This window comes from Pseudomonas sp. GW821-FHT09C08, from assembly GCF_059418125.1.
Map to the genome: position 1 here is coordinate 652,374 of NZ_JBWKPG010000004.1, position 12,761 is coordinate 665,134.

Annotated in this window: 8 protein-coding genes and 1 pseudogene; 7 read left to right on the top strand and 2 right to left on the bottom strand. The window is 54.6% G+C overall.

Annotated elements, in window-relative coordinates; genetic code table 11:
- Positions 1-7: 7 nt before the first annotated feature.
- The 4 genes from AC07OJ_RS17540 to AC07OJ_RS17555 all read left to right on the top strand — a co-directional run bounded on the left by AC07OJ_RS17540 (position 8) and on the right by AC07OJ_RS17555 (position 9,131).
- On the top strand, positions 8-7,147 hold the full coding sequence (locus tag AC07OJ_RS17540; protein ID WP_495094871.1) for a two-partner secretion domain-containing protein: 7,140 nt from the start codon (positions 8-10) through the stop codon (positions 7,145-7,147).
- Positions 7,147-7,494 carry a DUF3969 family protein gene (locus AC07OJ_RS17545; protein ID WP_120449267.1) on the top strand — a complete coding sequence of 116 codons (348 nt, stop codon included), beginning with the start codon at positions 7,147-7,149 and terminating at the stop codon, positions 7,492-7,494. Before AC07OJ_RS17540 ends, AC07OJ_RS17545 begins: the two co-directional genes overlap by 1 nt.
- A 504-nt stretch (positions 7,495-7,998) precedes the next feature.
- On the top strand, positions 7,999-8,886 hold the full coding sequence (locus tag AC07OJ_RS17550; RefSeq protein ID WP_495094872.1) for a ParA family protein: 888 nt from the start codon (positions 7,999-8,001) through the stop codon (positions 8,884-8,886).
- The gene (locus AC07OJ_RS17555; protein WP_495094873.1) at positions 8,883-9,131 is read left to right on the top strand and encodes a DnaB-like helicase N-terminal domain-containing protein; all 249 of its coding nucleotides are present in this window, start codon (positions 8,883-8,885) and stop codon (positions 9,129-9,131) included. The genes AC07OJ_RS17550 and AC07OJ_RS17555 overlap by 4 nt, the downstream gene beginning before the upstream one ends.
- A gap of 103 nt (positions 9,132-9,234) precedes the next feature.
- Here the strand turns inward: AC07OJ_RS17555 and AC07OJ_RS17560 are convergent.
- Positions 9,235-9,542: pseudogene (locus AC07OJ_RS17560) on the bottom strand (TIGR03745 family integrating conjugative element membrane protein).
- A gap of 92 nt (positions 9,543-9,634) precedes the next feature.
- Positions 9,635-9,889 (bottom strand): TIGR03758 family integrating conjugative element protein, encoded by a 255-nt coding sequence (locus tag AC07OJ_RS17565; protein WP_495094874.1) that lies wholly within the window; start codon positions 9,887-9,889, stop codon positions 9,635-9,637.
- Between the two features lie 474 nt (positions 9,890-10,363).
- Here AC07OJ_RS17565 and AC07OJ_RS17570 point away from each other — a divergent pair, with 474 nt between their 5' ends.
- The 3 genes from AC07OJ_RS17570 (at position 10,364) to AC07OJ_RS17580 (ending at position 12,693) form a co-directional block, all read left to right on the top strand.
- Complete coding sequence (locus tag AC07OJ_RS17570) at positions 10,364-10,963, top strand: histidine phosphatase family protein (RefSeq protein WP_495094875.1); 600 nt, start codon at positions 10,364-10,366, stop codon at positions 10,961-10,963.
- A gap of 420 nt (positions 10,964-11,383) precedes the next feature.
- Complete coding sequence (locus tag AC07OJ_RS17575; protein ID WP_162946119.1) at positions 11,384-11,845, top strand: hypothetical protein; 462 nt, start codon at positions 11,384-11,386, stop codon at positions 11,843-11,845.
- Positions 11,846-12,234: 389 nt separating this feature from the next.
- Entirely contained in the window at positions 12,235-12,693 is a 459-nt protein-coding gene (locus AC07OJ_RS17580) for an Hsp20 family protein (RefSeq protein WP_065904350.1), read from the top strand.
- The last annotated feature ends 68 nt before the right edge of the window (positions 12,694-12,761 follow it).

Here is a 12,761-nt window from a genome sequence, read left to right on the forward strand (position 1 = left end):
ACATCACATGGACGTTCGCCAGTTTGCCTTCCTTGCGTGCCAACCTTCTGCGGCCCTGAAAAGTCGTTCCAACTTCTTGGGGCTGCCCAAACGCGGGTTGGCATTGGTGCTGGCCAACGCCATGTTCTGGCAGCCGTTGTTGGCGCAAGCGGACGGCATTGTGGTCAGCGCACCCGGCACCGGCCTGGGCCAGGCCGCGAATGGCGTGCCGATCGTCAATATCGCGGCGCCCAATGGCAGCGGGCTGTCGCACAACCAGTTCAAGGACTACAACGTCGGCGCCAACGGGCTCATCCTCAACAACGCGACGAATCGCACCGAGTCCACGCAGTTGGGCGGGATCATCCTTGGCAACTCGAACCTCAACGGTCGCGCCGCCAGCACCATCCTCAATGAAGTCAATGGCGGTAGCCCAAGCCAGTTACGCGGCTACACCGAAGTGGCGGGGCAGTCGGCACATGTGATCGTCGCCAACCCCTACGGCATCACCTGCAACGGCTGCGGGTTTATCAACACGCCGCAGGCGACGCTGACCACCGGTAAAGCAGTGATTGAAAACGGCCAGGTCGGCCGCTATCAGGTCGATCAAGGCAGCGTTTCCATCGAAGGCGCCGGGCTCAACGTCAATAACATCGATCGTTTCGAGATCATCACCCGCTCGGCCAAGATCAATGCCGAGATCCAGGCCAAGAACCTGACGATCATCGCCGGCGCCAATGACGTCGATGCCAAGACCCTGAAAACTACGGCACGTGCCGCTGACCCGGCGACCGCCCCTCAACTGGCCATCGACTCTTCGGCGTTGGGCGGTATGTACGCCGGCGCAATCAAGCTGGTCAGCAGCGAAGCCGGCGTAGGCGTGAAGCTCGACGGCAAGATGCTCGCCAGTGGCGGCGACATGCAACTGGATGCCAATGGTCATTTGAGCCTGGTGCAAGCCACCGCCGCCGAAGCGGTTGTCATCAAGGCACAGAGCCTGGACGCCCAGGGCAAGATCTACGCCGGCACCCGCGTTGAAGCGACCACCCAAGGTACGTTGACCAATCGCAGCGCCATCGCTGCCCAAGACAGCGTTGCGTTGACCAGTGCGGGTCAGCTTGAAAACCTGGGCATGATCGAAGCGGGCGTCACCCCGGAGAACACCCGCAACCAGACGGGTGACGTGGTGCTCACCGCCAAGAACATCGACAACCGTGGCCAGAGCGTTGTCGCCAGCCGTGACCTCAAGGCAACCGCCACCGAAGCACTCGACAACCGTGCGGGTACGCTTTCAGCCAACGCCCTCCTGACGCTTGACGCTCAGGATCTGGACAACCGTGGCGGTGCCTTGACGGGTCAGGGTGCGGTCAAGACCACCCTCAGCGGCACACTCGACAACCGAGAAAAAGGCACGCTCGCCAGCGGCGGCGAGCAAACGTTGAACGCTGCGGCGGTAAAAAATACTGATGGCGTGATCAGCAGCCAGGACACGCTCGGCCTGGACCTAGCCAGTCTCGACAACACCAGCGGCAAGATCACCGCCAAAAACACCCTGACCCTTGACGGCATGGCCATTGAAAACGCCAAGGGCCAAATCACCAGCCAGGGAGACATCCTCGCCACGGCCAAAACATTCAGCCAGCAAGGCGGCAAGTTGATCAGCCAGGGCCAGCTCACCCTGGTAGCCGACACCCTCGATAACAGTCTTGACGGCTACATCGCGTCCGCCAATGCCATGAGCCTTACGGCCTACCAGCAATTGATCAACACCGGCAAAGGCATTATCAGCACCCAGCAGGGCCTGACGATCAACGGCGGTGCGGTGGACAACACCACCGGCAGCCTGCTCAGCCAGCGCGGTATTACCGCTACGTTGAGCGAGGGGCTCAACAACCGAGACGGTAGCGTCATCACGCAAACAGGCGACCTCACGATTGATGCCGACGGCGTCGATAGCCGTGGGGGCGTTTTGGCGAGTGTCGCGGGCAAACTCAAGACCACCCTGGCGTCTGTTTTGGATAACGGCAAGTCGCTCAGCACGCCCGGCGAGGCGGGGCTGATTCAGGCTCAGTCGCTCGATCTTGGTGCTCAGCAGGCCGTCCTCAACAATGGCGGCCAGGTGTCTGCCTTGAATGGCGATGCCCTGATCACCACCGCCACCCTCGACAACCAGGGCGGCGCCGTGCTGGCCAAGCAACAGCTGGTGGTGCGCGCTCACGACCTCAACAACACCCAAGGCCGCGCGGCTGGCGACGCCATCGATCTCGGCCTGACCGGCGCACTGAACAACCAGTCAGGCCTGGTCGAAGGCAGCAGCGGTTTGCTGATCGACGCCGCCTCCATCAACAACCAGAACGGCAAGTTGCGCTCCCTCGGCCAACAAGGCACCGCCAGCGTGGCCAGCCAGCAATTGCTGGATAACCAGAGCGGCATGATCGAAGCGGCTAACCATGACGTGTCCCTGCGCATGGCCAGCTTCAATAACGCGGGTGGCAATATCCAGCACGTCGGCACCGGGACCTTTGGCGTCGATCTGGCGAAGTTCAGCAATATCGGCGGAAGCGTTGCCACTGCCGGCACACTGACCGTCGATGCCGCGACCTGGGACAACAGCACCGACGTTCAAGCTGATGTGCTCAACGTCACCGTAGGCCAGTTCAACCAAACAGCCACCGGCAAGCTTGCTGCCAGCCAGAGTTTCACCGGTAAAGGCGACACGTGGACCAATGCCGGCCGTATCACCAGTAGCGGGGCGTTCTCGCTGACCGCGACCAACGTCATCAACACCGGTACCCTCGGTGGTGCTGGCAAGGTGGATCTGAACGCCGAAGCTGTACGTAACGACCACGGCCTGATCTTCAGCGGCAGCGACATGGCGCTGCGCTTCAAGAACCTTACCAATTACTACGCCGATATCTACAGCCTGGGCGGCCTGAGCGTGATGGCTCGCGACGGCGTGGCACGCAGTGCGTCGTTGGAAAACATTTCCAGCCATATCGAAGCCACCAACGATGTGCTGGTGCGCAGCGACAGCGTAATCAACCGCAAGGACGTATTTAGCACCGTCGATGAGGCGGTCTCGGGCTACCTCAGCGTGACCTGCTACGACTGTGGTGGCGACCACCACAACGTCGACTATGTGGCACACGAAGTCTCCAAGAGTGTGGTGGCAACGGATTCCGCCAGCTCTTCAATTCAGAGTGGTGCCAAGCTGACTGTCGACGGGTCAAGCGTGCTCAATAAATACAGCACCATGGCCTCGGGCGGGGATCTGCTGATCACTGCTGACAACTTCGCCAACATCGGCGCGACCACCGGTACCAGCACACGCACACGTACGTGGAACACCGGTCGTATTACCGATGGTACAGACGAGCGCTTTCGTGCCAACTGGATCTACCCCTACAACGCGCAAGGTAACCCCAAGGTACTACCGGTGGGCGCACTCAACTCCTTCAACCTGGTAGGTGATACCACCAACGTGACCCCCGGCGACCCGATCGCCTCGGTGATTCAAGCGGGCGGTAACATCAGCATCCAGGCGACCCAACAGCTGGAAAACAGCAGCATCGTACAGTTCGCACCGCCTATACCGGTTTCGGACAAAGGCGGCGCCACTGCTGTGACCAAACCCGTCGTGGTCGTGCTGAACCCACAATTGCCACCCGACCTGGCACAGCAACAAGTCAACCCGACCACCCTACCAGGCTTTACGTTGCCGAGCGGTACGAACGGCTTGTTCCATGTGGTCGATAGCGCCGCCGCAGCCAAAAACAGCCAGGACCTGAGCAAGGCTAACATCCAGGGCTCGGACGCCAGTCGCGTGTTTGTTGGCCCTAAATACCTGGTCGAAACCAACTCTGCCTTCACCGACCTCAAGCAATTTATGAGTTCGGATTACCTGTTGGGCAAACTCGGTTACGACCCTGAAACCAGTTGGAAACGCCTGGGTGACGGCCTTTACGAACAACGCCTGATCCAACAAGCCGTCACTGCCCGAACCGGCCAACGTTTCATCGCTGACCAGACCACCGATGAAGGCATGTTCAAGTACTTGATGAACAACGCCATTGCCAGCAAGGATCAACTCAACCTTTCCGTGGGTGTAAGCCTCACCTCACAACAAGTCGCCGCACTGACCCACGACATCGTCTGGATGGAAGACCAGGTGGTCAATGGTGAACACGTGTTGGTGCCCGTGTTGTACATGGCCCAGGCGAACAACCGCCTGACGGCGGATGGCGCGCTGATTCAAGGCAAGGATGTGACGCTGATTGCCGGTGCGGATTTGAAGAACGCCGGGACCTTGCGCGCCAGTGAAAGCCTGTCGGCAGCGGCGGGTAATAACCTGGTGAATACAAGGCTGGTCGAGGCTGGTGAAAAGCTCAAGCTGGTCGCGGGCAAGGACCTGGTGAATATGCAAGGCGGCATCCTCAAAGGCAAGGATGTTGACCTGAGCACGTTGACCGGCGATATCCGCAACGACCGGAGCATCACCACGATTGAAAACAGTGGAAAAGGGTTCAGCTCCAAGACTGCTGTTGTGGATAGCGCTGCGAGCATTGAAGCCGGAAACAACCTGACGATGCATGCCGCTCGCGACCTGCTGAATGTGGGCGGGGCCATTACGGCAGGCAAGAACGCGGAGTTAAGCGCGGGTAATGATGTGGTGATTGCGGCGGCTCGCGAAGAAACCGGGTCGATGCGTCAGGACAAACGGCATTTTTGGGAACAAAGCCAGACGGTGCAGCATGCCAGTGAGATCAAGGTCGGTGGGGATCTCGATGTTGTGGCGACGAATGAGCTGACGATGGTCGCCAGCCATGTCAAGGCGGGGAGCGACGTCAACCTGTCTGGCAAGGATGTGAACCTCCTGGCGGCTGCCAACGAAGAATCAAGTGAGTACCGCTATAAACGCAGCGGCAAGAAGATCAATCAGGATGAAGACCATATTCGGCAGCAGGGTACGACGATTGATGCCAGTGGAGATGTAAACGTCGCTGCGCTGAACGACGTGACAATGGTGGCCAGCAAAATCAACGCCGGTAATGAGGCGTATCTGGTTGCCGGTAACCAGCTGAATTTACTGGCTGAGCTCAATCGCGACTACTCCCTTTATGACATGACCAAGAAAGGCAGTTGGGGGAGTAACGCGGCGAAACGGGATGAGGTGACGCAGCACACAAACGTCGGCAGTGAAATCAAGACGGGCGGCAATCTCACGCTCAAGAGTGGCGGCGATCAACGTTATCAAGTGGCAACCCTGGAAAGCGGAAAGGACCTGACGCTGGATAGCGGTGGCCGCATCGTGTTTGAGGCTGTGAAGGATTTCCACGATGAGAGCCATACCAAGAGCAAGGGTGACTTGGCTTGGTACAAGATGAAAGGCGAAGGGAAAACGGATGAGACCCTTCGGCAAAGCGCTCTGATCGCTCAAGGCAAGCTTGTCATTAAAGCTGCCGAAGGCATTCGTATTGACATCAAACAGGTCGATCAACAAAGCGTTAGCCAAACCATCGACGCGATGGTTCAAGCTGATCCGAACCTTGCTTGGATGAAGCAGGCGGAAGCTCGGGGCGATATCGATTGGCGCCAAGTAAAAGAAATTCACGACAGCTTCAAGTATGAATCGTCCGGGCTGGGAGCCGGCGCCAAGATTGCCATCGCAATTCTGATGTCTTTCATACTTGGCCCTGCGGGACTTGGGTTGAGTGGGACTAACTTGGCTGTCGCGGCCAGCTTGAGCACTACTGCAGTCACCAGCACCATTGATAACAAGGGCAATCTTGGTCTGGCGATTAAAGATACGTTCAGCGCGGGTAGCCTGAAGAACGCTGCGATTGCAGGGTTTACTGCTGGGTTTCTTGATTACGCCGACGATAAATGGTTTACGGCAGCCGATGGTGCTGGGTCCGCCACACAGGGTATTCAACCCGTGGATGGTGCTGTCGTAAGCACAGCTAACCCATCCAAAGATATATTCCGTTGGAGCAATGCGACTGATGCGGCGACCCGCACAGTAACGCGAGCAGTTATCAGCAGTGGCGTATCCACTGCGATTGGTGGTGGCAGTTTCAGTAGTAATTTCAACGCAGCGCTGCTGGGCGAGGCCGGCAACATGGCCATGGCCACCGGCTTCAATTGGGTTGGGGACCAAATCACCTTTCCAAACGGAAGTGTCCAGAAAATTGCTGCCCACGCCATCATGGGTGGCCTATTGGCAGAGCTGACGGGGAGTGACTTCAAAACTGGTGCAGTTGCTGCGGGATTGAACGAGGCCTTGATTAACGTCATGGCCGGTGCGGCTGGTAAAAATGAACAGCTGCAGTTGGTTTTTTCCCAGCTCACTGGACTGGTGGGAGCTGCTGCTGTCGGGGGAAACCTCAACACTGGCTCAGTGATCGCTCAAAAGGCCACTACATTTAATTATCTTTTTCATGAGGAACTTGTTGAGAAAGAACGGAAGCTTAATACGTGCGCGACTGAAGATGCCTGTCAAAAAGTTCGCGATTATTACAACGACTTGGATGCAACTAGGAATAAAGGCTTTCCAGGTTTATGTCGTGATAATCCGACGATGTGCGAGCAAGTTTATGAGCGACTTAAAAATGAAACTCCCTCAAACTGGGCTTTAGTGGAGGAACTGAGAAAGTCTGGTGTAGACAATGTATCTGGGCGCACCATAGCACTCTTGACAGCGATGGACAGGAATCAGGAAGCTATCAACATAAATATTGCCGAAAGCATCCGGGCTAAGAGTGGTGATATTGCTGGAAATGCCGCTGCTTCTGTCATGGACGCTTTAAACCCGGGCATGGATCTTTTTTCCTCAACAGCGGGTAAAACTGGAGCTGCTGGAACTGGGATCAAAACGGGCATCGTTGGTGATGTTGGGAAGAATCGAGGTATTCAGAATGTATACGATTCCATTCGTAAAGCACCTGAGTTTCCTGCAGGTTTTAGGGAGCGGGCGGGATCAACAACCAAAAATGTGGTAAACAATAGCGAACTGCTTAGCGATCTTCGGCAGGTAGAAGCAGGAAAATGGACTAAGATTTACAAGGACGGTTATGATGCGGTCGGAAATAAAGTGTCGATTCATTACTTTCAAAGTGAAAGTGGGAAAGTTTTTAATGTGAAAACTAAGCCAAATTGGAGTAATTATTGATGGAAAATCCAGTTTTAGTCGTAGAGCTATATGAGCCAGAGGAGGCCGCTCGATTTTTAGCTGCCACATCTATTGGGTTGTTGAAGTCGATTAGTGATAAAGTCATGACACTTGCCGAAGCTGAACGTTTATTGTTTTCGCCTAGAACTGTAAGGGTGCTGGGTGAAAAAGGCATTTCTTCAGAGCTGTGTGGAATTATTATGGACTGTTGTGAATTGGACGATATCTTGGATTTACTGCCATTAAAGTTTGACGTTGAATTGAATAAAATGATTGAGCGTTTTTCTAATTATATAGTTGGTACGGTCGCACAGGATCCGTACGCAGCCCATGCAAGATTAAAGTGAAATTGTGGGAAAGGATACTGAAACCGGATGATTTGAGATCATATTGTGAAAGGTGACAAGTATTATTTAGATGGGTAGCATAAAAATCATCTTGAGGTTTTTGATAGCAAGGGAAGAGTTAAAAGTGTCTTGAATCTCACGCGTTGAAGTGAGTGCGTTAGCTTACTGCGGCTGCCTCCTTTTCTTACATGTCATTGCTTTGTCACGCTTTGACAAGCCAGCCCAACCCGACTAACTTTCCTGGCGTGACGCATTCATGCGACCCACGCTATGCAGCAATCCCATCTCTCCACCACTTTTTTCGTGGTCCCTATGTGCCTAACAGCTAGCAAATGACTGTTAATCGTTGGGTCCCTGGTTCGAGTCCAGGTCGTGGAGCCAGACATTGAGAAAAGCCTGCAGAGATGCAGGCTTTTTTCGTTCAGGGTTTTTTCACCTGGTAATCAGTCTATAGCGTGACTTTTATGAAGCTGCCTTTAATCCTTCGATTCAGAGGCAAGCAGTATGAAAATCGCAGCAATCGTTTCAACCAAGGGCGGACCGGGTAAAACCACGGTAGGCGCCAACCTAGGTGCGTTCTGCGCCGATGCAGGTCTTCGAACCCAACTTATTGATCTCGATAATCAGCCGTCGCTGTCGTCTTTCTACGCGCTTTCGCATGAAGCGCCAGGGGGCACTTATCAACTGATCGCGAATAATGAGACCCGGGCCGAACAGATCATCTCCCAGACCTGCATTCCCAATCTCTCGCTGATTCACTCCAATGACCCGTTCAACCAGTTGAGCAATCTGCTGTTGCACGCAGCTGACGGCCGTCTTCGTCTCAAAAATTTGATGCCGGCATTTGAGAGCGACTTTGATCTGATTTTGATCGACACCCAGGGCGCGCGCTCCATCCTCCTGGAGATGGCGTTGCTGGGCGCCCAAATGGCTATTTCTCCCATCACGCCGGATATGTTGACTGCTCGAGAGTTTCTCCGCGGGATGCTCCAGCTCTACCGAGATCTTGAGCCATTGGCAGCGCTTGGTGCTGTAACGCCACCGCTGAATGTGGTGATCAACAAGCTTGACGCAACGAATGATGCAAACCTGATTTATCAATCTTTAGCCGAGACTTTTTCGGACCATGCCCAGGTTCAGATGGTCCGCACAACAATCCCGGCGGCGGTGAGTTTTCGTCGTGCTGCCACTGAAGGTATTCCCGCTCACCGATTGGAATATCGGCTGCCTACACATCGCCGTTCACCAACCGCGTTCAAGGTCATCAAAGACCTCTCTATGGAGCTGTTTCCCGAGTGGCGTTGGAAGTTCGAAGCGCTGAGTGAAGAGCGGCTGAGCCAGAACCTGTCGATGCTATCGAAGAGGGCAACGCTAGGGAGAGCGGCAGTATGAGCGTGCTTGATTTAGCCCAGCCTCATTCAGTTGAGGCCGAGCAAGGCGTTCTCGGTGGCCTGATGCTCGACAATTCCACGTGGGACCTCATTGCAGACGTCATTACCGCGGACTATTTTTTCAGGCGTGATCATCGTCTGATTTACCAGGCGATCGAGAAGCTTGCTGTGCGCGGTTCACCGATTGATGTGGTAACCGTCCCCGAGTCATTGGACGAGCCAGATGAAGTAGGAGGTCTAGGCTAAGCCTCAAGACAATAATGGGCTGGCGGTTCAGCCGCGTGGGTAGGAAGCGCAAAGTGCCGTCAGGCAGTTGCTGATCTCAGTCTCTTATCATTGAGCGTCCGCCTCACAGCACGCTTGTGCCTTTGGTCAGCAGCCAGATGATGATCACCAGGAGTAGGGCGCCCACACCGCATGTCAATCCGAATTGCACCCAGGTTTTCTTGCCGCTTTGCAGTTAGGAATAGGTCCCGTAGGCGTGGTACGCCACACCGCAGAAGGCCGCTGCGGCAATGGCCAGGGCGATAAGCCCTACGATGTCGAACCATGGTTCTGTAGCGTTTGGATAATACCGTTGCCTTCACCTCGGCTGGGGGCCTCCATTTGTGGAAGCGCCGCGTAAGTGCCGGCAGACACAGCGGCGGAGCAGATCATGAAGTAGAGCGAGAAGCGGCGAGCGAGGTTCTTGAAGATAGGGCGAAAATGCATGGTGTGCCTCCAATGGCGATGTGAACGTTGTTGCTGCATCAGTGCAGTAACAGGAATGTGAGCAGGATGTAGATCAGAGTTACCTTCACTGTCAGGCCAACGAACTTCGCCTGTGAAATCTGGCCCGTCGTCCAACCGCGATAGCCGCTACCGAGCGCCCAAGCGGCGAAGACCAAGGCACTAGCCAGACCAAACCGATTAAGAGAGTGGTGCTTTGCTGTGGTGTGAGCCCACCTAAAGCCCGAAACGCGACGAGCTGCTGTTGGCTCATGCTCATGGCTGTGACCGGTCAACTCGGGCGAGATACGAGGTTGAGCGCGAGATGGCGTCAGGTACTCGTGATGCCTTGGCGCATCAGGTCGATGTCAGCCGAAAAGCGAGGGTAGTCGAATGTGCGGCCCCGCGTATCCCAATGATTCAATGACTAACAGTGAGGCTGTGGTTGATGACCAGTTGACTGTCGCCACAGCCCGTACCGAAATTGAGGGACGTTGTCTTCGGACAACAGCCCTGGTCTACAGGGTTTCGGCAGCAGTAGGGGGGTGGCGATTTTCGCACCCGCAGGCTGATGCGAAAAAATTATGATCCCCTCGGGAATTTATACCAATAGTTTTGGTAACGATCAGGTTCTGCGCCCTTACAGCGCTTATATGCTAACTGCTTCGTAAGCGTCTGGAGAATACACCTGTCCCAAAACCCCGTCTTGGTGCGTTCACTGGCGATGGAAAGGTACAATCTATCTCTTATATTTCGCTGAGACGGATTTCATGCATTTATACATCGTGCGGCATGGTGAAACCTGGGCTAATGCCGAACATCGATACCTTGGATCTCTTGATCCAGAACTTACCGCGCTGGGCCGCCAGCAAGCTCAAAGGCTTTGCGAGCAATTGCCCGCAAGCCTTGATGTACTTGTCGTTTCTCCACGCCTCAGGGCGGTACAAACCGCGAGTATTCTGAACGAACACCTCAAGCTCTCGCCTGAAATAATGGACTGCTTCAGAGAGCGGGATGTCGGCGTTTTCGAGGGTTTGACCCAAGGCGATGCCAAGAAACGCTATCCGCAACTCTGGTCGCAGAACATCACTCGACTTTGGGATGCTGGGCCGACCGATGGTGAGTCGATCTCTGACGTTGTGAAACGAGTGCGAGACGGTTTAGCTGAGCTGGAATCTAAATATTCCTCCAAAACTGTTTTGCTTGTAGCACACGGCTTCGTTGCAAAAGTAGTCAGAGCACTGGCCATAGGAGACTTTTCAGACTTCTACGAATGGCAGCTTTCAAACGGTAACATGCTGTTTTTGCAAAGCTTCAATATGCCTACACAAGATCTTGAAACTCTGAGGCGCTCTCTACCCATAGCGTGATGTGGGCTGCTGCCATTTTGCGGCAGATTCCCGCTGCGGTGAGTTTTCGTCGCGCTGCAACAGAGGGCGTAAGCGTCCTTTCAATGGTGATCTACGAGAGTGGCTGGGCAAACAACGTTCGCGCCTCTCCAGCAAGAGTAATTGAGATCAGCAAAGGGGTAATGATGTGTGGGGCTTTCATTGGCTGCATCAGCAGGCAGCGCATGCTGGTGTGCTCATTTAGGAAAGGGACACGGTGTCAAACCGCACAGGTATGCGCACCAGACAAACTGGTATGGAAAGACTCGGGTTTATTGATTTTTATTCATTTTGAGAGGCGCGCTGACTTAGTTAGAAGACAAACCTCAAGCTAAAGGCAATGTGGTCGATATCGAGACGTTCGTAAACCTAACGTGTTGATTTGGAAGGGAGACCAAGCTTTTGAGTGAATCATTTAGATATTTCCATATTGGTGCAACTGTCCTAGGCGGTATAGGCGCAGCTGTTATGTTGATTGCCATACGTGACCCAAAGACTCCCAAATGGATGGATGTGGCGGCGTCAATTCTTCTGCTTCTGTGGGCGGCGCTTTTTTTGGGGATGGTTCAGAGTATTTTGGGGCTCTTGCCGGACTCTTCTATAGAGGACAAGGATCTCAGAGACCAGTATCAGGTCGCGCTGTATTTGATCCCGTTTTTTAGCGCTGGGCTCGCGACCAATCTGTTGTCAAACGTCATTCTTAGCCAGCGGGATTACAACGGTACGATGTCATTTTTCGAGGCCGCACAAAAGACGCTTTGGGCGATCTGGATGTGCTTTCTTGTCAGCACATTGGTTGGGCTAGTCCTGTATGTCTTCTACAAGAAGGTCAGGAGTAAGGAAGGGTTCTCGACCCTAAGCTAGCGAATCTCTTCGAGAAATCTTCCCGCGCAGGACCTTCGCACTATTATGAGTTTGCGAAGGTCTTACTGTGCTGACCCACTGAGAGACCTCGTCGACTCGAAAGGTCGATATTCGACTGTCAGAATATTTAACGATTTGGGCCGCGATTAGTGGAGCTGAGACAGGAGATACACCCACTTATTTGGCCTCACTTTTGTAAGGCAAGTAGATTCACCACCACCCTCGCCAGGTGGTCGAAATCAAGGCGCTGAATCCTCCATCGAGAAGCCGCTGAAAAAATTTTCAGGGCGCCGCTTGAAATTTTTCCCCCTGAACCTATTTAGGTTTTACGCGATGCCGAAGACGGGTCGCGGCTCAAATCACTTGGAGAAAACTCAGGAGATTTTGCAATGGCTACTACGCTTTCGTTGGCCCCACTGTTCCGCCACTCCGTTGGCTTTGATCGTTTCAACGACCTTTTTGAATCGGCGCTTCGCAGCGAGGCCGGTACGACCTACCCACCGCACAATGTCGAAAAGCACGGTGATGATCACTACCGCATTGTCATCGCGGCTGCCGGCCTGGTGGAGGACGACCTGGACATCCAGGTGGAAAAAGGTGTGTTGACCGTCGCCGGCGGCAAGCGCGAACACAATGAGGGCATCACTTACCTGCACCAGGGTATTGCCCAGCGGGCATTCCGTTTGTCGTTCCGCCTGGTCGACCACATCGAAGTGCAGGGCGCGCAGCTCGCCAATGGCCTGCTGAGCATCGACCTGCTCAGGGTGGTGCCGGAGGAGGCCAAGCCGAAACGCATCGCGATTGGCGGTGCTGCCAAGGCCGATGTGAAATCCATCGGCGAGCAGTAAGGTGAAATGAATAAAGGCGCTCCTTGGAGCGCCTTTATTCTGCCTGGCGATTGACCGGCCTTAGCGGC

Bases quoted from the DNA above. Each gene is read 5' to 3' on its own strand.
- AC07OJ_RS17540 (WP_495094871.1), top strand. From the start codon at position 8: ATGGACGTTCGCCAGTTTGCCTTCCTTGCGTGCCAACCTTCTGCGGCC.
- AC07OJ_RS17545 (WP_120449267.1), top strand. From the start codon at position 7,147: ATGGAAAATCCAGTTTTAGTCGTAGAGCTATATGAGCCAGAGGAGGCC.
- AC07OJ_RS17550 (WP_495094872.1), top strand. From the start codon at position 7,999: ATGAAAATCGCAGCAATCGTTTCAACCAAGGGCGGACCGGGTAAAACC.
- AC07OJ_RS17555 (WP_495094873.1), top strand. From the start codon at position 8,883: ATGAGCGTGCTTGATTTAGCCCAGCCTCATTCAGTTGAGGCCGAGCAA.
- AC07OJ_RS17570 (WP_495094875.1), top strand. From the start codon at position 10,364: ATGCATTTATACATCGTGCGGCATGGTGAAACCTGGGCTAATGCCGAA.
- AC07OJ_RS17580 (WP_065904350.1), top strand. From the start codon at position 12,235: ATGGCTACTACGCTTTCGTTGGCCCCACTGTTCCGCCACTCCGTTGGC.